Source organism: Nocardia sp. NPDC004278 (assembly GCF_053602975.1).
The window spans coordinates 364,128-383,232 of record NZ_JBSGEQ010000001.1; the positions used below are offsets into that span (position 1 = coordinate 364,128).

Below are 19,105 nucleotides of genomic sequence, written 5' to 3' on the forward strand. Positions count from 1 at the left end.
GGCGGAGTCGTGAGCCTTGCGGTCGAGGTGCTGGGCCTGGTCAAGAATTACGGTCGGGTGCGGGTGCTGGACGAGATCGACCTGCAGATACCGGCGGGGACGGTAATGGGTCTGCTGGGTCCCAACGGTGCTGGCAAGACGACGACGGTGCGCATCGTGACCACCCTGCTGCGGCCGTGTGCCGGTTCGGTGCGGGTCGCGGGGGTCGACGTCCTGCGTGATCCGGCAGCGGCGCGGCGGCGGATCGGATTGTCCGGTCAGTACGCGGCGGTCGACGCCAATCTGACCGGATATGAGAATCTGCGCATGGTGGCGCGGCTGTACGGAATGTCGCAGCGGCAGGCCACCTCGCGCGCGTCCGAATTGTTGAGCGCCTTCGGTCTGGACCATGCGGCGCATCGCCGCGCTGGCACCTACTCCGGCGGGATGGCGCGGCGCCTCGACCTGGCCGGGGCATTGGTCGCCCGGCCCGCGGTCGTGGTGCTGGACGAGCCGACCACCGGACTGGATCCGCGTGGGCGACTGGATATGTGGCGCGTCATCGGTGATCTCGTCGACGACGGCACCACGGTGCTGCTCACCACCCAGTACCTGGAAGAGGCCGATCTGCTGGCCGACCGCATCACGGTCATCGATCGCGGACGCGTCATCGCCAAGGGGTCGGCCGACGAGCTGAAAACCTCCATCGGCGGCGACCGGCTCACCGTCACCTTGGCCGCGGGTCAGGAGGTGAAGCCAGCGTTGACAATCCTGGCGCAGGTCGGCATCGGTGAGCCGACCCATGATCCGGGCGCGGACGAAGCCTCCATCATGGTCGGCGATGGCTCGCGCACCATGGTCGAGGCGCTGCGCAGGCTCGACGACGCCGGGGTGTGTGTGGTCGACGCCAGCGTGCGTCGGCCCAGTCTCGATGACGTATTCCTGTCCCTCACCGGCACCGCCGCGCGCGAACCCGAGCCGGAAACCGACGATGTACAAGAGGAGATCTTGTCTTGATGAGCACCGCAGTCGCGCGCGCCGAAGCAGAACCGACCGTGAAAACCGAATCCCCCCAGGAGATTCCGCCGCCGCATGCCCGGATCATCCGGGACAGCGCGATCGTCGCCTACCGCAATCTGCTGACCATCCTGCGCGTACCGACCCTGCTGGTGACCGCGACGATTCAGCCGCTGATGTTCGTATTCCTGTTCGCCTACATCTTCGGCGCTTCACTCGGCGGCGGCCAATATCGGGAATTCCTGCTGGCCGGAATCTTCACCCAGACAGTCGCTTTCAATGCCGCCTTCACCACCGTCGGTCTGGCGGGCGATCTGGAGAAGGGGATTATCGACCGCATGCGCACCCTGCCCATGTCGCGGCTGGCGGTGCTGATGGGGCGCACGCTGTCGGATCTGGTGGTGAACATCCTGAGTCTGGCCGTCATGGTCGGCTGCGGCTATGTGGTCGGCTGGCGGATCAATGGCGGCATCGCCCACGCCGTATTGGCGTTCGCGGTGATCCTGCTGTTCGCCTTCGCCATGTCCTGGGTCGGCGCGCTCACCGGCTTGCTCTCGCCCACCGTCGAAGTGGCTCAGAGCGCGGGCCTGATCTGGTTGTTCCCGCTGACGTTCATCTCCTCGGCCTTCGTCTCCGCCGAGTCCCTCCCCGGCCCCATGCGCGCGGTTGCCGAATGGAACCCCATCACCGCGGTATCCGCCGCGGGCCGCAAACTGTTCGACAATGGCGCACCCCCCAGCTTCGGCACGCCCACCGGTTGGCCCGCCGAGCACTGCATCGCATACGCCGTAGCCTGCTCTCTCGCCATCCTCATCGTGGTCGTACCCCTGGCCCTGATCCGCTACCGCAAGGTCGCCAGCAAGTAGTACCGCCCACCCGCTGCCGAGGCGACGCTGAGCGCATCCGGCTCGGCGGGAGCGGCGCTGACCCGGTCGGCGTCGACCGGGTCGGCACTCAGTCAGCGTTCATGGGCACGAGAAAGGCCGCTTGCATCGCTTGATGCAAGCGGCCTTCCTTTTGTCTCGAAAGGCTTCCGTGCGCGGGGCCGCTGGTCCGAATACCGTCCGGCTCGAAGCCCTACAGCCGAGAAGGAACCTAGACCCGGCGCCGCGTCTTGAGCAGATCGAGGCGCTCCTTCAGCAGCTCCTCCAGCTCCTCCTTGCTGCGACGCTCGAGCAGCATGTCCCAGTGGGTGCGGGGCGGCTTGACCTTCTTGGTCTCCTGAGTGGTGCCCTCCATGAGGGTGCCCTCCTGGCCGTTGCGGCAGAGCCAGGTCGGGGGGATTTCGGCATCGTCGGCGAACGGGACGTCGAATTCCTCGCCGTTATCGGTCCGGTACCGAGCGATCCGTCGCGGGGCCAGGTCGTGGTCGCGATCGGTTTCGTAGCTCACCGCTCCGAGCCGACTGCCCCGGAGTACGCGATCTGCCATGGTGTGCCTCTCCCTGTGTGCTCGAGTCTTGTTGCGCTGCGGCCGCGTCCGTTCGGCGGACTCAGCCGGACGAGCGCCTGACGCTCGCTGGACCTTAGGTGTAACGACCGTGCCTGCGCCAATAGTTCCCGACGCCCGCTGACCCTTTCGAGTGCGCCGCGCGCCGTCCCTAGCGGCCGTGAACTGTTCCATTGTAGTGCGTGACACGGATGCGATCCGCCACGACCGCGCCGCGGCGGCATTCCGGGGCCACGAGCCCCATCCGGCGGCCGGAACCGTTAATGTTCTGCGTCATGTCGCGCCGCTTGCTGTCCTGCTGCCTGTGGTGTGGGCGGGAGATCGTCGAATCGGAGGCCGGTCGCCGTCGCCGGTACTGCCGTCAGTCCTGCCGCCAACGCGCCTACGAACACCGCAACAGCTTGAAGGGAACCGGGATTCCCGATGATTCGGTGGTACTGAGCGCACAGGAGGCGGCCGATCTGGCCGACCGCTGGTTCGCCGCCCGCTGCGCCGCCGAGGACGTCGCCACCGCCATCGGCGAAGGTGCGGACACCGAAGAGCTGAGGGCATTGAGCGCCACGTTGCTGACACTGACCCGCGAGGCCGAACGCTTGCGGTGAGCGCGGACCGAGTCGCAGGCTAGGCCAATCGGTGCTCTGCGACCGGTGTGCTCAGGTCCGTACCGTTGAGATCCAGGTACAGCAGTCGTTCGGTGATGGATATGGTGACGGTGTTGCGGCGTTCGATCGCGACGACGCCCGCATCGATAAAGCCCCGATCGAAGCTGTAGAGCCGAATCGCTTCGGCGCGATGGATCCGCTTGCCGGTGAGCTGCGCCAGCACCTTGACCGGATCGCGATGGGTGTAGATGGCAACGCGCTCAGCCATTTTGCTGCCGCGGTGCACGCGCTCGGCGTCGGGGGCGCCGACTTCGATCCAGGCGGTGAGGCGTCCGGTGAGATCGCGCACCAACACCGCGGGTTCGTCGGTGGCGGATACTCCGCCGTCACTGAAGGTGATGCCCTCCTCGTATTCGAGGCAGTAGGCGAGTAGTCGCGTCAGCATGAACTCGGCCGTTTCGGACGGGTGGCGCGCCACCCGCAACTCCAACTCCTGATAGACACCGCGGTCGACGTCGGCCAGATGAACAGTGAAGTTGTGCAGTGTTGCGCTGAGGGCCATAGAAGCAGGAGCTTAAATGACCCCGGTGCGCGTACCCTGCGGCGAGTCCCATCGGATCACCCGCGGGGCCGGGCGCCCGCCGTGAACAACCGCGCGGCGCTCGAGGTGTTGTGCACTGCGGCCCGGGCCCGCCAGTACACGGCGAAGGTCAGCAGGCCGACCACCCACACCAACCCACCGAACGCCAGCAGCGTGCTGCCATCCGGATGCACCAGTGACTGCGCCCGCATCGCCTGCCAGAACACGATCGCGAGCAGCCCGGCATAGCCGAAAGCGAGCACCCCGATCAGCCCGGCGCGGGTACGTTCGGCGCGCAACCACGGATAGCGCGGCGCCAACCAGGCCAGCGCCACTACCGCGAGCAGCAGCACCTGGATGGCGTGTAGCCCCAGGAAATGCGGGATCCGCAGGTCGCCGCCGATGGTGCTCCAGTGTGTGATCGGCATACCGCCGATTCCGTCGCGTGCGTCCAGAGACGGATTGTTCAGCACCGTATGTCCCGCAACCAACTCCACCACATTGCCGTCGGCGTCCCGCACCAACTGCTTGCCGGTGAACCCCATCAGATAGCCGAGTGCCATCCCGACGACGGCGAGTCCGAGTCCGGCGTGAATAGCCCGCGCGGTAGGCCGGTCCACCAGCCGCTGCCACGAAAGGATCAGCACGATAATCAGATTCGCGAAGAACAGCCCGGGCACACCGGAGGCGAACACCAGCTGCCCGATCGAATTCACCGTATCGGTTTCATGATTGAAATGGCTGTAGGTGCCGCGTGCGGCCTGCACCACAATGAATCCGACGTCGATGAATCCGGTGATCGCGAACACCGTCCCCATCCACCAGCTGACCCGACTTCCCTTGTGCGGCAACGACAGCAACCAGGCCAGCGTGAATCCGTAGAGTACGAACGCGAGCCCGAACTTGAACGGTTTGAGCCAGACGGATTCACTGAGCAGCATCCGATCGTCGAATGCCATGCCGCCCACGCAGAACAGCACGAGGGTGCCCATCGCGGCCACCATCCACAGCAGCGGGCGATGCAGGCGACCTCCGCGTGGCAGATCGAGTGCGGTGCGGCGACGGTGCCGAGGCAGCGTGGAATGACCAGGGGCAGAAAGGGTATCGGTCGTCGGCATGATCCGACGGTAGGAACCGATGGCACACGACCACGTCCCGCTGCGGCGCCATTCGCGGGTAGTACCGGGGTACTAGAAATCGGCCATCGCGATATCCGCGATCCCCTCATCGAATCGTGAATACCGCGATGGCCGAGTCCGATCCCGCCCGAATCCGAGGCGGGACCTCGAATCGGTGGGATGTGTTGCGGGCCGGAGAGTCCGCCTACTCCGCGGCGATACCGACGGCGATACCGCGCGCACCGAGCCAGGGCATCGGATCGATCGGCGCGCCGTCGCCCTGATGAACCTCGTAGTGCAGGTGCGGGCCGGTGGAGAAGCCGCGGTTGCCTACGGTCGCGATGACGTCGCCCGCGCGCACCTGCTCGCCGACGGTGGCGAGGATGTCGTTGACGTGGCCGTAGATGCCGATGGTGCCATCGTCCTGCTGCACCCGCACCCACAGGCCGAAGCCCGAGGCCGGGCCGGCGTCGATCACGGTGCCGTCGGTGACCGCGGCGATCGGGGTGCCGATGGGGTCGGCGAAGTCGAGGCCCGCGTGCAGTGCGCCCCACCGCATCCCGAAATTGGATGTCAGCACGCCCGCGATGGGGCGAACGGTGCGCGGCCGGGCCTCGGCGGCCAGGCGGTTCTGCTCCCAGACGACGGCATCGGGAACGGTCTGCGGCAGCTGCGCTTCAGGCAGGGTGAATGCGGTGAAGGCGACGGCGGCGCTGGCCGAATCGGTGGTCGACTGGTCGGTCTTTCCGGTGCTGACGCCGGGCAGTGCGTTGGGGTCCGCGGCGGCCAGCACGCCGAGCGAGGCGCTGACGACCGCGGCAACGGCAACCGCCCGGGTGGTGGTGCGGTTGCGGCGTGAACGGGTCGCGCCGCGACGGAAAGATAACGGTACGGTCACGAACATGGCTTGAACGTACGGGACTGGAATTCGGGGACCGCAATCGTGTGGCAACCGTCACAGGTCAACAAAAGCCCTGTTGATATGTAACAGCTGTGTAACGGTGCTGCGTGGATGTTAGGTCTACCTGGTGAAAGCCCGTGGTGCGCAGAATTGACCAGAAGGATGCCGGTCGATCACACTATTTCAGTGCCGACTAAAGGAGTTCGCGCGCTCGAGGCACTGGCCGACCCCACCCGCAGGGCCATCTTCGAGGCATTGCCGACCGCGCCGCTGGCCGTCGGCGACCTGGCGAAGCTCGTCGGGGTGACCAGCTCCGCGGTCTCCCAGCATCTGCGTGTGCTGCGCGAGGCCAGGCTGGTCATGATGCGCCCGGACGGCAACCGGCACCTGTATTTCCTCGACCCACGCGGACTCGGCGATGCGCGTGACTACCTGGAGCAGTTCTGGCCCAGCGCGCTCGCGGCCTATGCCGCCGCGCTGAGCAGCGCTCGCGCCGAGACTGCGCCCGAAACGAATGCTCGAGGCCCCAGCGGCTGACTGTCCCCAGCGGCAGGTCTGCCCCGCCAACTGCGGCACCCGCCTCCGGAATCGCCTGGCGCGACCCTGTCCGGAACCGCGTTCCTTGCGCCCCTGGCGCGGAGTAGGCGATCAGCCCACGCGGCGATACGCCGTTCGCCCGCGATTGCTTCCGCTGCCGGGCCACGCGCGCTTGGCGAGTTGCTTGTCGACGGCGGTGACCACCTCGGTAACGCCGATCCGTAGCAGTCCGGGATCGGGCGTATCGGCCATCGGGTCGCCGATCTGACCGGCCCACAGCACCGCATGCCTGCCGAGCAGATGTGGCGGTGGCCCACCCCAGCGCGGCGGCGTCGGACCGAACAGCAATACGGTGCGGGTCCCGAAGGCGGTAGCCAGATGCGCGACGCCGGTATCACCGGAGATGACCAGTGCGGCCTCGGCGACCGTGGCCGCGAGCTCGATAAGGTTCTGCTCGCCCGCCAGCACCCGGCCCACCGGTAGGCCCGCGCGCGCGGCAATATTCAGTGCGATATCGCGCTCGTATTCGTCACCGGTGAGTACCACCTCGCGACCGAGCACGAGCAGATGGCGCACGACGGCGGCGAACCGGTCGGGCGGCCAGCGGCGCGCTGGAGCGCCCGCGCCGACATGTACGACGACGCAATCGCGATGGCTGGTGGTGGCGACCGGCGGGACCAATCCGAGATTGCGCCGGTCGGCGACGATGCCGTCGGATTCGAGCAGATGACACCAGCGCTCGACGTGATGCATATCCGTGTGCCACTCCGGGCCTTCCAATTCGGGAAAGGCCAGGTTGCGGTAGGAGAGGATGCGGCCGGGATCGGTCTTGGTGAGCGCGACGATGCTCTCGGCGCTCGCACCGTGCAGATTTACCGCGAGTGCGGGTGGGGTGGCACCCCAGCGCAGGTCACTGAGTTCTGCCGTCGGCACCATGGTGTCGACGGAAGCGATGAGATCGACGATCGGTTTCAAGCGGTGCGGGGCCGCCAGGACGATCTGATCATGCGGCTTCGCCCGTCGCAACGCGCGCAACGCGGGAACCGCGGTGAGTAGATCACCGAGGCCACGTGCCTGCAGGACGAGAACAACGGCCACCCTCTTCTCCTAGCCACCCGAGATCGCGAACCCGACCCACCCGCTTCACCGCATAGGTGCACACGACGAGAGCCACTTAGGGATGACTACCCGAGCCTGATCGGCGATAAACGTGAGTGAGTAGCCCGTTACCGAGTCCGCTGTCCGGGCCGGAGGACTAACCTCGGCGATGGCGGCACCTACACCGAGGAGCGTTCCAGATGGCCTCCAGGCTCAATCCGTACATCAGTTTCGGAGACACGGCGCGCGCCGCGCTCGAGTTCTATCGAGACGTGTTCGACGGCACGCTGTCCATTCAAACCTTCGGGGATATGGGCGATAAGGACGCGCCCGGTGCGGATCTGGTCATGCACGGCACGCTGGAGACGCCGAGCGGTTTCACACTGATGGCTTCGGATACCCCACCCGGCATGGAATACAAACCTGGCAGCAGCATTTCGATCAGTCTCAGCGGTGACGACGCCGATGAGCTGCGCGGCTACTGGGACGAGCTCACTGCCGGTGGCACCATAACCGTGCCATTGGAGAAGCAGATGTGGGGTGACGAGTTCGGGATGTGCATGGACCGATTCGGTATCGCGTGGATGGTCAACATCAGCGTCCCGGCCTAGCGTCGGCCGCTCACCGCGTTGTCTAGCAAATGCGCAGAAAACCGCTGACGCAGGGCATAGCATTTCGTTATGACGACAAACAGCGTGCTAGAGGGTCCTCTGCAGTCGCTTGCGCGCAGTGCGTGGCAGACGGTTCTGGTCACCGGCATCCTGGCGGTGATCCTCGGTGTGATGATCCTGGTGTGGCCGGATGTGACGCTGGCGGCCGCGGGCATCATCTTCGGTATCTATCTGGTGGCGAGCGGCTTTCTGCAATTGATGGCCGCGTTCGGCACATTTGCCAGTACCGGAATGCGGGTGCTGGCGTTCATCAGTGGCGTGTTGTCGATCATCATCGGTGTCTTCTGTTTCCGTGACGAGCTGGCCTCGATTCTGTTGCTCGGTCTGTGGATCGGTATCGGCTGGCTGTTCCGCGGGATCGCGGTGCTGGTGGCGGCGATCTCCGAGCCGGCGATGCCCGGCCGGGTTTGGACGGGCATCTTCGGTGTCATCACCGCGATCGGTGGTGTGGTGCTGATCGCGTGGCCGGTCCGGTCGGTAGCGACGCTGGCATTGGTCGCTGGCTGGTGGCTGATCATCCTGGGGATCGCCGAGATCATCACGGCGTTCGGTGTCCGCCGGGATGCGAAGAAGCTCGCCAAGGCCTGAGGTCTTCGATCGCCCGCGGCGGTCGCCGTACGCGGCGGTCGCGGGTGTCGTTCGGGTGGATGTAGTTGAGGCAGTGGTGATTTCGGTTCCTCGGGGCAAGGCTTTCGGTATATGCCAAGATGGGATATGCCCAAGGCGCTGCCCGTGATCGATGTTTCCGCGCCGATCCGTTGTATGCCAGTGGCAGCGGCGCCGGTCGATGACCGGGTTGCCCTCGAGGTGGCATTGCGGTTGAAGGCGCTTGCGGATCCGGTGCGGGTCAGATTGATGTCATTGCTGCTCGCCGAGCCCGGCGGCACGGTCAACACCCGTGATCTGGCCGCGGCGGTAGTGCTCGCGGAATCGACGGTCAGTCATCACCTGGGCCAGCTGCGCGCCGCCGGGCTGGTGGAATCGGCGCGTCGGGGCATGACCGTCCAGCATGCCGCGCGTCGAGATGCGTTGTCCGCCTTGTGTTTCGTGCTCGATCCGGAGTGCTGCCGGTAGGTTTGCTCGGTTACTCTGGTCGACACCCCTTGACCGACCGGCTCTAATTCGATCCGGTCATGGCCGCGCTGGATCGGCGGGCCGCCGTGGTTCTGGTGCACCCCTCGGAACTGCCGGGTCCGGCGGTGGCGGGGATTCCGCCGTTCGCGGCCGACTTCCTGCTCGACACCTCGCGCGCCGCAACGAATTTGGTGCTGCGCGGCGTGCTGCGCCGCTATCCGAACATACGGTTCATCCTGTCGCATGTGGGCGGGTTCGTACCCTATGCATCGCATCGCATCGCCGCCGCGATCACGGCCGAAACCGGCCGCAACGCCCTCGAAATCCTGGATGAGCTCAGCGGCTTCTACTTCGATACCGCGCTGTCGGGCAGCCCGGCGGCGCTGCCGAGTCTGCTCGCCTTCGCCCGCCCCGGCCATGTGCTCTTCGGCAGCGACTGGCCGTTCGCGCCCGAACTCGGCGTCGCGTACTTCACCGGCCAGTTCGATGCCTATCCCGGTCTCGATGAAACCGGCCGCGCCGCGATCAACCGAGGAAACGCTCTCGAGCTGTTTCCCCGCCTCGCGAAGGGGCCCGACAATAGGATCCTCCTCGCGGGTGGCGTCCGGTTCGGTGACCGAGATCTGTTGCGTTCCTGTGCTTTCCGCGGTCAGGCCAGGGCGAGGAAGAGCTTCTCGAGTTCGGCCTCGGTCATCGGTTCGGAACCGTCGGCGGTGTCTCCGGCGAGGCATTCGCGCAGTCCGGTCGCGACGATCTTGAAGCCAGCGCGGTCCAGTGCGCGGGAGACGGCGGCAAGTTGGGTGACCACATCCTTGCAGTCGCGGCCCTGCTCGATCATGGAGATCACCCCGGCGAGCTGGCCGTGCGCACGGCGCAGCCGGTTGAGCACCAGGGCGATGGTCTCTTCGTTGCCGACCATGGGATATTCCTTTCATCGAGTAGACCACCAATCATACCCCTGGGGGTATGAAGGAGTCCCGGTGTATGCCGAGCCCCTGGCGATGATTTCAGTGGTGGGCGAAGCTGATCGAGGGCAGTAGCCTGCGCAGCCAGGCCGGGGACCACCAGGCGGCGTGTCCGGTGAGGCGCAGCAGCACCGGCAGCAGCACCAGGCGCACCGCGAACGCGTCCAGCAGTACCGCAACCCCGAGGATGATGCCCATTTCCTTCGGCGGCAGCGGGTCGGCGAGCGCGAAGGTGAAGAACACTGCGACCATGACCGCGGCGGCGGCGAAGATCACCCGTCCGGAATGCGACAGGCCGTCGACCTGTGCGGCCTTCGGGTCGCCGGAATGCTCGTAGTGCTCCTTGGCGGTGGCCAACAGGAACACGGTGTAGTCCATGGCGATGGCGAAGATCATGGCGAAGAAGAAGACCGGTCCCCAGCCGTCCAGGAAGCCCTGCGGGGTGAACCCGAGCAGACTGGCGCCGTGTCCGTCCTGGAAGATCAGTTTCGCGACGCCGAAGGCTGCGGCCGTGGACAGCAGGCTGACCACGGTGCCGAGGGCGGCGATCAACGGTGCCTGCAGTGCGATCAGCAGCAGCGCGAATCCCAGTGTCAGGATGATCCCGACGATGATCGGCAGATAGTCATTGAGCGCCTGCTGCAGGTCCAAGTTCTCCGCGGGTGCGCCGCCGACCAATGCGGCCGAAGGCAATTCGTCGCGCAACCGGTCGAGGATTTCGCCCATGTGCTCGTCGGACGGATCGACGTCGGGGATGGCCTGCATCATCACCAGGCCGCTGTCGTCGCGGGCGGGTTGGGCCGGGGTAACCATGCTGATCCCATCGACCGCCCTCGCGGACGCCGCGACCTGCGCGGACTCGTCGGCAGGGGCGATGATCTGCAGCATGCCCGGAGTCCCCTTGCCCATCTGGGCCTGCACCAGTTCGTAGCCCTGACGTACGGGTGCGTCCGATGGCACGACCTGGATGGACGGCATGGCCACCTGCAGCCCGAATACCGGAGTCGACAAGGCGATCAGCAGGATGCCCGCGCCGATCGCGAACGGCCACGGCTTATCGTGCAGCAGCCGGCCCCAAGCGGCGAACCGCGGAGAATGGTGCTGTTGTCGTTTGGCGTGCGGCAGTGCGCCAGCATTGACCTTGTCGCCCAATGCGCCCAGCGCCGCCGGTAGCAGGGTTATGGTCGCCGCGAGTACGAAGGCCACCGCGAACATGATTCCGACCGCCATGGTCCGCACGGCGGGTGCGGGCACGATCAGTACGGCCGACAGGCTGACCAGAACCGTAAGTCCGGACAGCACAACGGCTTTGCCGGCGGTATTCATTGTTTCGGCGACCGCGACCCTGGTATTCGACGTGGTGGTGAGCGCGTTGCGGAAGCGGGCGACGATGAACAGCGCGTAGTCGATACCCAGTGCGAGGGCGAACATCATCGCGAAGTTCATGGCCCACACCGAGATCGGCGTGAAATGGTTGAGCAGCACCAGACCACCGGCCGAGGTCACCAGCCCGGCCAAGGTGAGCAGGAGTGGCAGTCCGGCGGCGACCAGCGATCCGAAGGCCAGCACCATGATCGCCAAGGTGAGCGGCCAGGAGAACATTTCGGCCTTGATCATGGCGTTGTGATTGGCCTCGTTGAAGTCGCTCCACAGCGCCGAAGCGCCGGTGGGGTAGACCTCGATGCCGTTGCCGGACAAGGCGGTCAGCGCTGCCTTGTGCTCATCGACGGCCTTGACCATCTCGTCGGTGGTGGCATTCGCGCCCGCGATGAGGATGCCGGTGTGCCCGTCCGGACTGATCGACATGCCCGGCTGCGGCGCGATCACTTCGCCGAAGCGGCCATCGCCACTGAAAACGCCGGTGATCTCGCCGAGCAGTTGGGCCACCTGTGGGCTCTCGATTGTCGCGGTGTCCGAATGGACGACCACCTGCACCGCCGCAGAGGAGTTTCCGCCGAAATGTTGCTGTGCAAGCTCACGCACACGCACCGATTCCGAGCCGTTGGCCTGCCAGCCCGCCCCGGCCAATGCGGTGAAGACGCTCGGAGCAGCGGCGCCGAGCGCGATCAGCACCACTAACCAGATACCGAACACGATCCGGGCGCGACCGGCCATCGCTGCCCCGAGTCGGCTCAGCGCGCTGCTGGATCGGTGCGGTGGCGAGGTGTCGCGAGCTGGGGAAACCGCCAACGAGTCGGTCATCACAATTCTCCTTACATACCCCCACGGGTATATTGGGCCTCGAAGGAAAGATACCCCCAGGGGTATTTGATTGTGAAGAGTGGCATCCGGCACAGGTAGTGCCATGGCCTGCTGGGAGGAGCGAGATGAAGGTTGTGATCGTCGGTGGAGTAGCCGGTGGTATGTCGGCCGCCACCCGTCTGCGGCGACTGTACGAATCGGCGGAAATCGTCGTACTGGAGCGCGGCGATCATGTGTCGTTCGCGAATTGCGGTCTGCCCTACTACGTCGGCGGGGTGATCCCGAAACGCGAATCTCTGCTGTTGCAGACGCCCGAGTCGCTGGCGGCGAGGTTTCGACTGGACGTGCGAGTCCGGCACGAAGTGGTGGCCATCGACCCGGACGGGCGCACGGTCACGGTGCGTGCGCTGGACTCGGGCCGTGAATATGTCGAAGCCTTCGACGAATTGGTGCTGAGCACCGGCGCCGCGGCGATTGTGCCGCCGCTGCCCGGTGTCGAGCGCGCACTGGTACTGCGTGATGTCGCCGATGTGGACCGCCTGGTGGAAGCGGTGGCCGGGGTGCGGTCCGCGGTGGTGGTAGGGGCCGGGTTCATCGGTGTGGAGATGGCCGAAAATCTTGTGCGACGCGGTATTTCGACTACGGTGGTCGAGCGTGCTCCGCAAGTGCTCGCACCACTGGACATCGAGATGGCCGCGCCGGTCGCCGTCGAAATGCGCGATCACGGAATCCGATTGGAGTTGGGTGCGGAGTTGATCCGCGTAGACGGCGATACGGTGACGCTTTCGGATGGGCGGGTGGTCGCGGCCGAGCTGGTGGTCATGGCGATCGGAGTGCGCCCGGAGAGCGCGCTGGCCCGCGCGGCCGGATTGGCGGTCGGCCCGGGTGGTGGCATCGTGGTCGACGATCGCATGCGTACATCGGCACCGTATATCCACGCGGTCGGTGATGTGGTGGAGAAACGGGACGCGGTCACCGGGCAGTCGGCGCTCGTGCCGCTGGCCAATGCCGCGAATCGGCAGGGGCGGCTGGTCGCGGATGCGATCGCCGGACTGCCGGTCACGGATCCGCCCGCCAAGGGCACCGCGATCGTCGGCGTCTTCGACCTGACCGTGGCGATGACCGGATGGAGTGAGAAGCGACTGCGAGCCGCCGACCGCCCGTTCCGTGTGCTGCATTCCCATCCGCTCGCCCACGCCGGGTACTACCCGGATGCGCGCGCGATGTCGGTGAAGCTGCTCGTCGATCCGGATACGGACGCGATACTCGGCGCGCAGGCGGTAGGTGGGGAAGGTGTCGACAAGCGCATCGACGTGCTGGCCACTGCGATGGCGGGAGGTATTGCAGCCTCGCGGTTGATGGACCTCGAGCTGGCCTACGCACCGCAGTTCGGTTCGGCCAAGGATCCGGTGAACATGCTGGGCTATATGGCCGACAATCTCCGCGTCGGCGCGATCCGTACGGTGCAGTGGCATGAAATCGGCGAGGCTATCGTGGCGGGGGGACAGCTGGTCGACGTGCGATCGCGGGAGGAGTTCATCGCTGGTTCCATTCCGTGTGCAGTCAATATCCCCCTGGACGAGCTACGCGAACGGGTGGCCGAGATCCCGGCCGGTCCGGTTGTGGTGTTCTGTCAGGTGGGGCAGCGCGGCAACACTGCGACGCGGTTGCTGACCCAGCTCGGCCGGGACGCCGTCAATCTCGACGGTGGGTACCGGACCTGGCGTGACGCATTCGCGGACCAGAACAGGTAACCCCGCAAGGGAATCCGTTTCACCGAAAGGAAACAGCACAATGTGTCAACGAATTGTCTGCCGGACTTGCGGTAAGCCCGGCTATACCGGGTGCGGTGAGCATGTGGAGGAGGTGCTCGGCGATGTGCCGCAGGCGCAACGGTGTGCGTGCGCCGATCAGCCGCCGACCCGCAAGCGGTGGTTCTCGGGCGCTTAGATGTGGTGCGGCGATCCGGTCGTGGTCCTTCGATGATCTCGGCATCTGACATCGCACAGTTGCTCAACTTCATGGCGACCCGACCGGTCCTCGCGCCGGGTACGTGGTTCTGACCGACGAGCGCGGCGGCGTCCGGACATCCGCACCGCGGTATGTTCGGGCGCCGCCGCCGTTGCAGGGTCAGTCGAGCTGGGACTGGTTGGCCGAGGTGGTCTTATGTTGCGCGGGCACGAGGAAACGGACGAAATCGCGCACACGGCAGCCGAATTGGCGGCAAATGGCTGAACCGTCGAGGTCAGCGGTGCATGTATCCCAGTGTGATCGACGCATCGTCCAGTCGTGGGGCGATGGATTCCCCGCCGAGTGCCTGCCGCAGTGTGGTCTGTTCGTCCTGGATGACGTGCATTACGGCGTTGATCAGCGCGAGGTGGGTGAACGCCTGGGGGAAGTTGCCCCAGTGCCGCCCGCTTCGGGGGTCGATCTCCTCGGCGTAGAGGCCGAGCGGGCTGGCGTAGGCGAGCAGTTTCTCGCACAGCTGTCTGGCTCGCTTCTTTTCGCCGATCTCCGACAGCGCCGAGACCAGCCAGAACGAGCAGATCGTGAAGGCGCCTTCTTCCCCTGTACAGCCATCGTCGGTTTCGCCGACGCGGTAGCGCAATACGAGGTCGTCCTCGGTCAATTCGTCGGCGATGGCAAACACGGTATTGCGTACCCGGTCGTCGTCGGGGGGCAGGAAACGAACCAGCGGGATGAGCAGGGTCGAAGCATCCAGCGCCGTGCTGCCGTAGTACTGGGTGAACACCTGCCGGGAGTCGACCGCATGAGCGCATATGTCGGCATGGATTTCGTCTGCGGCCTCTTGCCAGCGATGCGCGCGTTCGAAGTCCTGGTGGATGCGGGCCAGCCGGGCACCGCGATCGGCGGCAACCCAACACATCACCTTGCTGGAGGTGAAGTGTTGGGGCTCCCCGCGTACTTCCCAGATGCCATGATCGGGCTTGCGCCAGTAGGTGAGGGCGCTTTTGACCGCCCGGCCCAGCACCGGCCAGGCTCGCGCGTCGATTTGGTCTTGGTTGCGCGCGTAGAGATAGACCGCGTCCAGCGCAGCGCCCCACACATCGTGCTGGCGTTGCCGGTACGCGTCGTTGCCGATGCGCACGGGTGCGGCATTTTCGTAGCCGCGCAGGTGGGTGAGGATCTGCTCGGTGAGGTCGCTTTCGCCGCCGATGCCGTAGACGATCTGCATGTCCCGGACGTTTTCGGTCAAGTTCATGATGTAGGAGAAGAAGTCGTTCGCCTCCCAGCTGAAGCCCAGCGTGTACAGCCCCCACAGTGCGAAGGCGGAGTCGCGCATCCACGAGTAGCGATAGTCCCAATTGCGTTGTCCGCCTGGGGTTTCGGGTAATGAGGTGGTTGCCGCGGCGCTGATGGCGCCGGTGGGTGCGAAGGTCAGCCCCTTGAGGGTCAGCGCGCTGCGGGTGAGCTGGGCGGCCCACGGATGGTCCGGAAACCGCCCCCCGGCCAGCCAGTGCCGCCAGTGGTGGATTGTCTGCAGCAGCCGTTCATCGGCCTCGTCGATGGCGCGGGGCGCGTCGCGACTGCCCCAGGCGAGCGCGCAAAAGCGTGTGTCACCCGCCTTCAGCAGGGTACGGGCAAGCGCGTGTGTACCCTCCAGTCCCAAGCGCATATCGGTGCTGAGCGTCAGCTGCAGATCGATCCCGTCGGCACTGGCCTGCGCGAGATGGTAACTGTCGAGGTACTCCCAGCGGGCAAGATGTCTGCCGTAGTCGAAGGACGGCTGGCAGTCGAGCCCGAACTGGATATGCCCGGTCTCACAGCGCACCGTTCGCAGCAGAATGTGCTGGGCGTCGTAGTCGGTGGGTGTTCGACGATGCGCGCTACGGCCGGGTACCTGGTGCCGCCACGGCCCGACCAGCAGCACATCGCGAACCGTCGCCCACCCTTCGCCACTGCGCCAACTCGTCTCCATGACCATCGTGCCGGGGACGTAGCGGCGATCGGTTGGCACCATCAAGTCGGCTGGGGCGAACCGAAACGAACCGGCGGAACGATCGAGCATCGCTGCGAAAACACTGGGGGAGTCCATGCGGGGCAGACACATCCACTCGATGGCTCCGCTGGGGGCGATAAGCGCGGTGACCTCGCAGTCGGAGATGAAGCCGTAGTCGTCGATGCGTGGGAACGCCGTGAGCTGCGGCGTGCGTTCGGTCTCGTCGTCCATGTGCTGCTCCCTCGAAATCTCGGCGCTGAGATCTGGCTGGCTACTCCACGCGATTGCCTGGTGAACCGCCTTCCTTCTCGACCGAACGGCGAGCGGAATCGGGGATGTGAGTGTTATGGCGCTTCCAAATAGCCCACCACCTCGTCGGCCATATCGGCAAGCCCGGAATTTGCTGCAACGTGACGAGGGAGGGGAGAGTCGTCGCGGATCCGATGAAGACCCTGCCCTCCCGCTTAGTGGAGAACGTCCCAGTTCGCCGAAACCGGGATCCGCAAGTTCATCGACTCGGTCGGCGGCAGATGTCGTCGCTGCAGATGCACGATCCGACAAGGCAGATCTGTATCAGGCCGTCCAACTCCGCCTACAGACAGTCCACCCTCGGCGACGTTATGCCAATACCTGCTTTCTGGCCGACAGCGGCAGCGGCGGAATGAGTTTCGTCCAGAATTCGCGGCGGACCGCATCCCATAGCTTCGCCAGCTCCGGAAAGAGTTCTCGCGCCCGCGCGAGATCCGGGTAGTTGCTCGGGCAGAAGGAAGCGACCTGCGAAGCGTTGGATGCATTGTCCACGGCGATAATTGCGATCAGATGATGCTGAACCAGGCGCCACGTCACACAGAATCCGTCGACCTCTGTTCGGCGAAGATCCTCATCCATCTTCGATCCCCTTCCGCCGTCGGCTCCCCTCGTGCATTTGGCGACCGCTATGAACCGGCCGCAGTCGGCTATGTGCCGCGATCTCGGCTGGCGACTCAGCACGGCCACGGGTGCACCACCGGAGGTGCTCCGAAGACCGGGTCGGATTCTCGGACATGGGGGAATTCCTGCTTCGATCGTGACGTCGGCGCGTCAAGGTGTCAGGTGGGGCAATTCACATAGCTTTTAACATAAGATATTAGAGGTCATAGTTCAAGTGGTCACGGTAAGGATCGCGTTACGGTCCGAGTTCACCCAGGTCGCGCCACGTCGACTGACGGTTCGGTGAGTGGGTATCGAAGTGGACGTACGGCGGTTGTGTGGGGTACTCCGCGCTCGTGGTGGGGCGGTCAGCGCTGGCCGGCTGCATTTACCGCCCGGCCGACACGGCCAGGGTGACCCCGGGTGTGGGGTACGGCCAGAGTACATCTAACTTTATAGTTCATATTTCAAGTGTTAGTTGGCTAGAATTGTGTTACGTCCCCGCCATCCGAGGAGTCGTGTTGTCCCAGCAGAAGAGGGTCGGATTGACCGCACTCGGTGCCGTGCTGTCACCGCTCGAGGGTGGCGGTCCGAAAACCGAGGCCGTGGTGCAGCGGCTGTCTGCGGCGATCAGCCTCGGTGTGATGGTCGACGGCCAGCAGTTGCCGAGCGAGGTCGATCTCGCCAACCAGTTGGGTGTATCGACCATGACTTTGCGGGAGGCGCTGGTCGTACTTCGGCAGCAGGGCATCGTCCACACCAAGCGTGGGCGCGGCGGCGGCAGCTTCATCAGCGCTTCGGCGGAGGCCTTCGAGAGCACCTCGCTGGCGCGGTTGCAACAGATGAGCATCCAGGAACTGCGTGATCTAGGGGACGAGCACTTCGCCGTCGCCGGAGCGGCCGCGGTGTTTGCCGCGCGCCGCGGGTTGCAGGCCGATATAGCCCGGCTCCGTGCCCTGGCCGACCGGCTGAAGGACAGCACCGATCTCGTCGCGGCACGCCGGGCCGACAGCCGCTTTCATATCGAGATGGCGGTGTGCGCGCAGTCCACCCGGCTGACCCGCGCCGAGGTCGGTCTGCAGGCCGAACTCTCCGCTCTGCTCTGGCTGCCGCGGCTGCAACTGGACCCAGCGGCCGAGGCGACCGTCCATTGTGATCTGGTCGACGCGATCGAACGAGAAGACGATGCTCGGGCGAGGGAACTGGCAGAATCGCAGGCGGAATCACGTATCCGCCGCCTCGTCGCCTTACGCTTGGAGCTCAGTGATTGATGAGGGATATCGATAACATTCCGGTCCGGGCGACCATCGAGTCGCTCGCTGATTCCGTCACAAAACTGGCCGACGAGGTCTACGTGTCGCTGAAAACCATCGGCACCGCGCTGACAAACCTCTGGGATGGTCTCACCGAGAAGCCGCCCTTCGCTCCTCGGTCGACTGATCTGGCATCGCTGCGCGAGACCATTCTCGGCGAGCTGGAGCGGCGCGGAAGACTGTTCAACGGCGCAGGCGTCGTGATGGCCGACGGCGTTCTCGCCGATCGCCCTCGACACCTGGATTGGTGGCTTCCGGACGGGAACCGCCTGAACCTGGAAATGAATCCCGATAGTGAATACTTCTACGACTACACCAAAATGGACTGGTTCACGGTTCCCCGCGACCAGGGTCGGCAATGGGTACAGGGGCCCCACCTCGATTACGCGTGCACCGACGAGTACGTGTGCACATTCGCGATACCGGTGACGATCACGTCGGGAACTTTCCTCGGAATCGCCGGTGCCGATGTGCCGGTTGCCGCGATCGAGGAGGTCTTGCTACCGCGATTCCAGGCGTTCGACCAGCGGGTTGTGCTGGTCAATAGCGAAGGCCGCGTCATCATCGGGACCGATCCCGAATTCACGACCGGATCCAAGACGAGCCGGATGGACAGATCCGCTGCTGCAGTCCCGCTCGAGGCGGTGCCTTGGTCATTGCATCCGGTGGGACCCCCCACATCCCACTGAGTCTTGCCGGATAGGGCGAGATCCCGGTATGCGCGGGCAC

The 19,105-nt window shown here is 65.4% G+C and carries 19 protein-coding genes and 1 pseudogene; 11 read left to right on the plus strand and 9 right to left on the minus strand.

Features of this window, described 5'->3' with window-relative positions; genetic code table 11:
- Nucleotides 1–9: 9 nt before the first annotated feature.
- Nucleotides 10–996, plus strand: a complete 987-nt coding sequence (locus ACWEO2_RS01605; RefSeq protein ID WP_354957228.1) for an ATP-binding cassette domain-containing protein — start codon at nt 10–12, stop codon at nt 994–996.
- A gap of 83 nt (nt 997–1,079) precedes the next feature.
- On the plus strand, nt 1,080–1,862 hold the full coding sequence (locus ACWEO2_RS01610; protein ID WP_452403702.1) for an ABC transporter permease: 783 nt from the start codon (nt 1,080–1,082) through the stop codon (nt 1,860–1,862).
- 229 nt (nt 1,863–2,091) lie between these two features.
- Here ACWEO2_RS01610 and ACWEO2_RS01615 read toward each other — a convergent pair whose 3' ends face one another.
- The gene (locus ACWEO2_RS01615) at nt 2,092–2,427 is read right to left on the minus strand and encodes an RNA polymerase-binding protein RbpA (protein WP_040691372.1); all 336 of its coding nucleotides are present in this window, start codon (nt 2,425–2,427) and stop codon (nt 2,092–2,094) included.
- A 293-nt stretch (nt 2,428–2,720) separates the two neighbouring features.
- Between ACWEO2_RS01615 and ACWEO2_RS01620 the strand changes: the two genes are divergently transcribed.
- A complete protein-coding gene (locus ACWEO2_RS01620; RefSeq protein ID WP_354957229.1) occupies nt 2,721–3,047 on the plus strand; it encodes a hypothetical protein in 327 nt (108 codons plus the stop codon).
- Between the two features lie 19 nt (nt 3,048–3,066).
- On the opposite strand, the gene ACWEO2_RS01625 is transcribed toward ACWEO2_RS01620, so the two are convergent.
- The 3 genes from ACWEO2_RS01625 to ACWEO2_RS01635 form a co-directional block, all read right to left on the minus strand.
- Nucleotides 3,067–3,609: a YaeQ family protein gene (locus ACWEO2_RS01625; protein WP_452403546.1), complete on the minus strand. Its 543-nt coding sequence runs from the start codon at nt 3,607–3,609 to the stop codon at nt 3,067–3,069.
- Nucleotides 3,610–3,665: 56 nt separating this feature from the next.
- Entirely contained in the window at nt 3,666–4,745 is a 1,080-nt protein-coding gene (locus ACWEO2_RS01630) for a hypothetical protein (protein WP_452403547.1), read from the minus strand.
- A gap of 205 nt (nt 4,746–4,950) precedes the next feature.
- Complete coding sequence (locus ACWEO2_RS01635; protein WP_452403548.1) at nt 4,951–5,649, minus strand: M23 family metallopeptidase; 699 nt, start codon at nt 5,647–5,649, stop codon at nt 4,951–4,953.
- 183 nt (nt 5,650–5,832) lie between these two features.
- On the opposite strand from ACWEO2_RS01635, the gene ACWEO2_RS01640 reads away from it, so the two are divergent.
- Entirely contained in the window at nt 5,833–6,183 is a 351-nt protein-coding gene (locus ACWEO2_RS01640; RefSeq protein WP_354957233.1) for an ArsR/SmtB family transcription factor, read from the plus strand.
- A gap of 111 nt (nt 6,184–6,294) precedes the next feature.
- Here ACWEO2_RS01640 and ACWEO2_RS01645 read toward each other — a convergent pair whose 3' ends face one another.
- Nucleotides 6,295–7,281, minus strand: a complete 987-nt coding sequence (locus tag ACWEO2_RS01645; RefSeq protein ID WP_452403549.1) for a glycosyltransferase family 9 protein — start codon at nt 7,279–7,281, stop codon at nt 6,295–6,297.
- A gap of 200 nt (nt 7,282–7,481) precedes the next feature.
- On the opposite strand from ACWEO2_RS01645, the gene ACWEO2_RS01650 reads away from it, so the two are divergent.
- The 4 genes and pseudogenes from ACWEO2_RS01650 to ACWEO2_RS01665 all read left to right on the plus strand — a co-directional run.
- Nucleotides 7,482–7,892: a VOC family protein gene (locus ACWEO2_RS01650; protein ID WP_452403550.1), complete on the plus strand. Its 411-nt coding sequence runs from the start codon at nt 7,482–7,484 to the stop codon at nt 7,890–7,892.
- A gap of 69 nt (nt 7,893–7,961) precedes the next feature.
- Nucleotides 7,962–8,540 (plus strand): HdeD family acid-resistance protein, encoded by a 579-nt coding sequence (locus tag ACWEO2_RS01655; RefSeq protein ID WP_355186663.1) that lies wholly within the window; start codon nt 7,962–7,964, stop codon nt 8,538–8,540.
- A 126-nt stretch (nt 8,541–8,666) separates the two neighbouring features.
- Nucleotides 8,667–9,026 carry an Rv2640c family ArsR-like transcriptional regulator gene (locus ACWEO2_RS01660; RefSeq protein ID WP_452403703.1) on the plus strand — a complete coding sequence of 120 codons (360 nt, stop codon included), beginning with the start codon at nt 8,667–8,669 and terminating at the stop codon, nt 9,024–9,026.
- A 59-nt stretch (nt 9,027–9,085) separates the two neighbouring features.
- Nucleotides 9,086–9,523: pseudogene (locus ACWEO2_RS01665) on the plus strand (amidohydrolase family protein); the annotation flags it as partial.
- Nucleotides 9,524–9,675: 152 nt separating this feature from the next.
- Here ACWEO2_RS01665 and ACWEO2_RS01670 read toward each other — a convergent pair.
- Nucleotides 9,676–9,945 (minus strand): metal-sensitive transcriptional regulator, encoded by a 270-nt coding sequence (locus ACWEO2_RS01670; protein WP_354957239.1) that lies wholly within the window; start codon nt 9,943–9,945, stop codon nt 9,676–9,678.
- Between the two features lie 88 nt (nt 9,946–10,033).
- Nucleotides 10,034–12,106, minus strand: a complete 2,073-nt coding sequence (locus tag ACWEO2_RS01675; protein WP_452403704.1) for an MMPL family transporter — start codon at nt 12,104–12,106, stop codon at nt 10,034–10,036.
- 212 nt (nt 12,107–12,318) lie between these two features.
- Between ACWEO2_RS01675 and ACWEO2_RS01680 the strand changes: the two genes are divergently transcribed.
- On the plus strand, nt 12,319–13,947 hold the full coding sequence (locus ACWEO2_RS01680; protein WP_452403551.1) for an FAD-dependent oxidoreductase: 1,629 nt from the start codon (nt 12,319–12,321) through the stop codon (nt 13,945–13,947).
- A 491-nt stretch (nt 13,948–14,438) separates the two neighbouring features.
- Here the strand turns inward: ACWEO2_RS01680 and ACWEO2_RS01685 are convergent, their stop codons facing one another.
- Together ACWEO2_RS01685 and ACWEO2_RS01690 are read right to left on the minus strand one after the other, a co-directional pair.
- The gene (locus ACWEO2_RS01685) at nt 14,439–16,385 is read right to left on the minus strand and encodes a glycoside hydrolase family 15 protein (RefSeq protein ID WP_452403552.1); all 1,947 of its coding nucleotides are present in this window, start codon (nt 16,383–16,385) and stop codon (nt 14,439–14,441) included.
- A 387-nt stretch (nt 16,386–16,772) separates the two neighbouring features.
- On the minus strand, nt 16,773–17,000 hold the full coding sequence (locus ACWEO2_RS01690) for a hypothetical protein (protein WP_452403553.1): 228 nt from the start codon (nt 16,998–17,000) through the stop codon (nt 16,773–16,775).
- 584 nt (nt 17,001–17,584) lie between these two features.
- Here ACWEO2_RS01690 and ACWEO2_RS01695 point away from each other — a divergent pair.
- Together ACWEO2_RS01695 and ACWEO2_RS01700 are read left to right on the plus strand one after the other, a co-directional pair.
- Entirely contained in the window at nt 17,585–18,334 is a 750-nt protein-coding gene (locus ACWEO2_RS01695; RefSeq protein ID WP_452403554.1) for a FadR/GntR family transcriptional regulator, read from the plus strand.
- The gene (locus ACWEO2_RS01700; RefSeq protein ID WP_452403555.1) at nt 18,334–19,065 is read left to right on the plus strand and encodes a cache domain-containing protein; all 732 of its coding nucleotides are present in this window, start codon (nt 18,334–18,336) and stop codon (nt 19,063–19,065) included. The genes ACWEO2_RS01695 and ACWEO2_RS01700 overlap by 1 nt, the downstream gene beginning before the upstream one ends.
- Nucleotides 19,066–19,105: the final 40 nt, after the last annotated feature.

What these genes read in the sequence shown, in the direction of transcription:
- ACWEO2_RS01615 (WP_040691372.1), bottom strand. Translation starts at nt 2,427, where the DNA reads ATGGCAGATCGCGTACTCCGGGGCAGTCGGCTCGGAGCGGTGAGCTAC.
- ACWEO2_RS01620 (WP_354957229.1), top strand. Translation starts at nt 2,721, where the DNA reads ATGTCGCGCCGCTTGCTGTCCTGCTGCCTGTGGTGTGGGCGGGAGATC.
- ACWEO2_RS01625 (WP_452403546.1), bottom strand. Translation starts at nt 3,609, where the DNA reads ATGGCCCTCAGCGCAACACTGCACAACTTCACTGTTCATCTGGCCGAC.
- ACWEO2_RS01630 (WP_452403547.1), bottom strand. Translation starts at nt 4,745, where the DNA reads ATGCCGACGACCGATACCCTTTCTGCCCCTGGTCATTCCACGCTGCCT.
- ACWEO2_RS01635 (WP_452403548.1), bottom strand. Translation starts at nt 5,649, where the DNA reads ATGTTCGTGACCGTACCGTTATCTTTCCGTCGCGGCGCGACCCGTTCA.
- ACWEO2_RS01650 (WP_452403550.1), top strand. Translation starts at nt 7,482, where the DNA reads ATGGCCTCCAGGCTCAATCCGTACATCAGTTTCGGAGACACGGCGCGC.
- ACWEO2_RS01655 (WP_355186663.1), top strand. Translation starts at nt 7,962, where the DNA reads ATGACGACAAACAGCGTGCTAGAGGGTCCTCTGCAGTCGCTTGCGCGC.
- ACWEO2_RS01660 (WP_452403703.1), top strand. Translation starts at nt 8,667, where the DNA reads ATGCCCAAGGCGCTGCCCGTGATCGATGTTTCCGCGCCGATCCGTTGT.
- ACWEO2_RS01670 (WP_354957239.1), bottom strand. Translation starts at nt 9,945, where the DNA reads ATGGTCGGCAACGAAGAGACCATCGCCCTGGTGCTCAACCGGCTGCGC.
- ACWEO2_RS01675 (WP_452403704.1), bottom strand. Translation starts at nt 12,106, where the DNA reads ATGGCCGGTCGCGCCCGGATCGTGTTCGGTATCTGGTTAGTGGTGCTG.
- ACWEO2_RS01680 (WP_452403551.1), top strand. Translation starts at nt 12,319, where the DNA reads ATGAAGGTTGTGATCGTCGGTGGAGTAGCCGGTGGTATGTCGGCCGCC.
- ACWEO2_RS01685 (WP_452403552.1), bottom strand. Translation starts at nt 16,385, where the DNA reads ATGGACGACGAGACCGAACGCACGCCGCAGCTCACGGCGTTCCCACGC.
- ACWEO2_RS01700 (WP_452403555.1), top strand. Translation starts at nt 18,334, where the DNA reads ATGAGGGATATCGATAACATTCCGGTCCGGGCGACCATCGAGTCGCTC.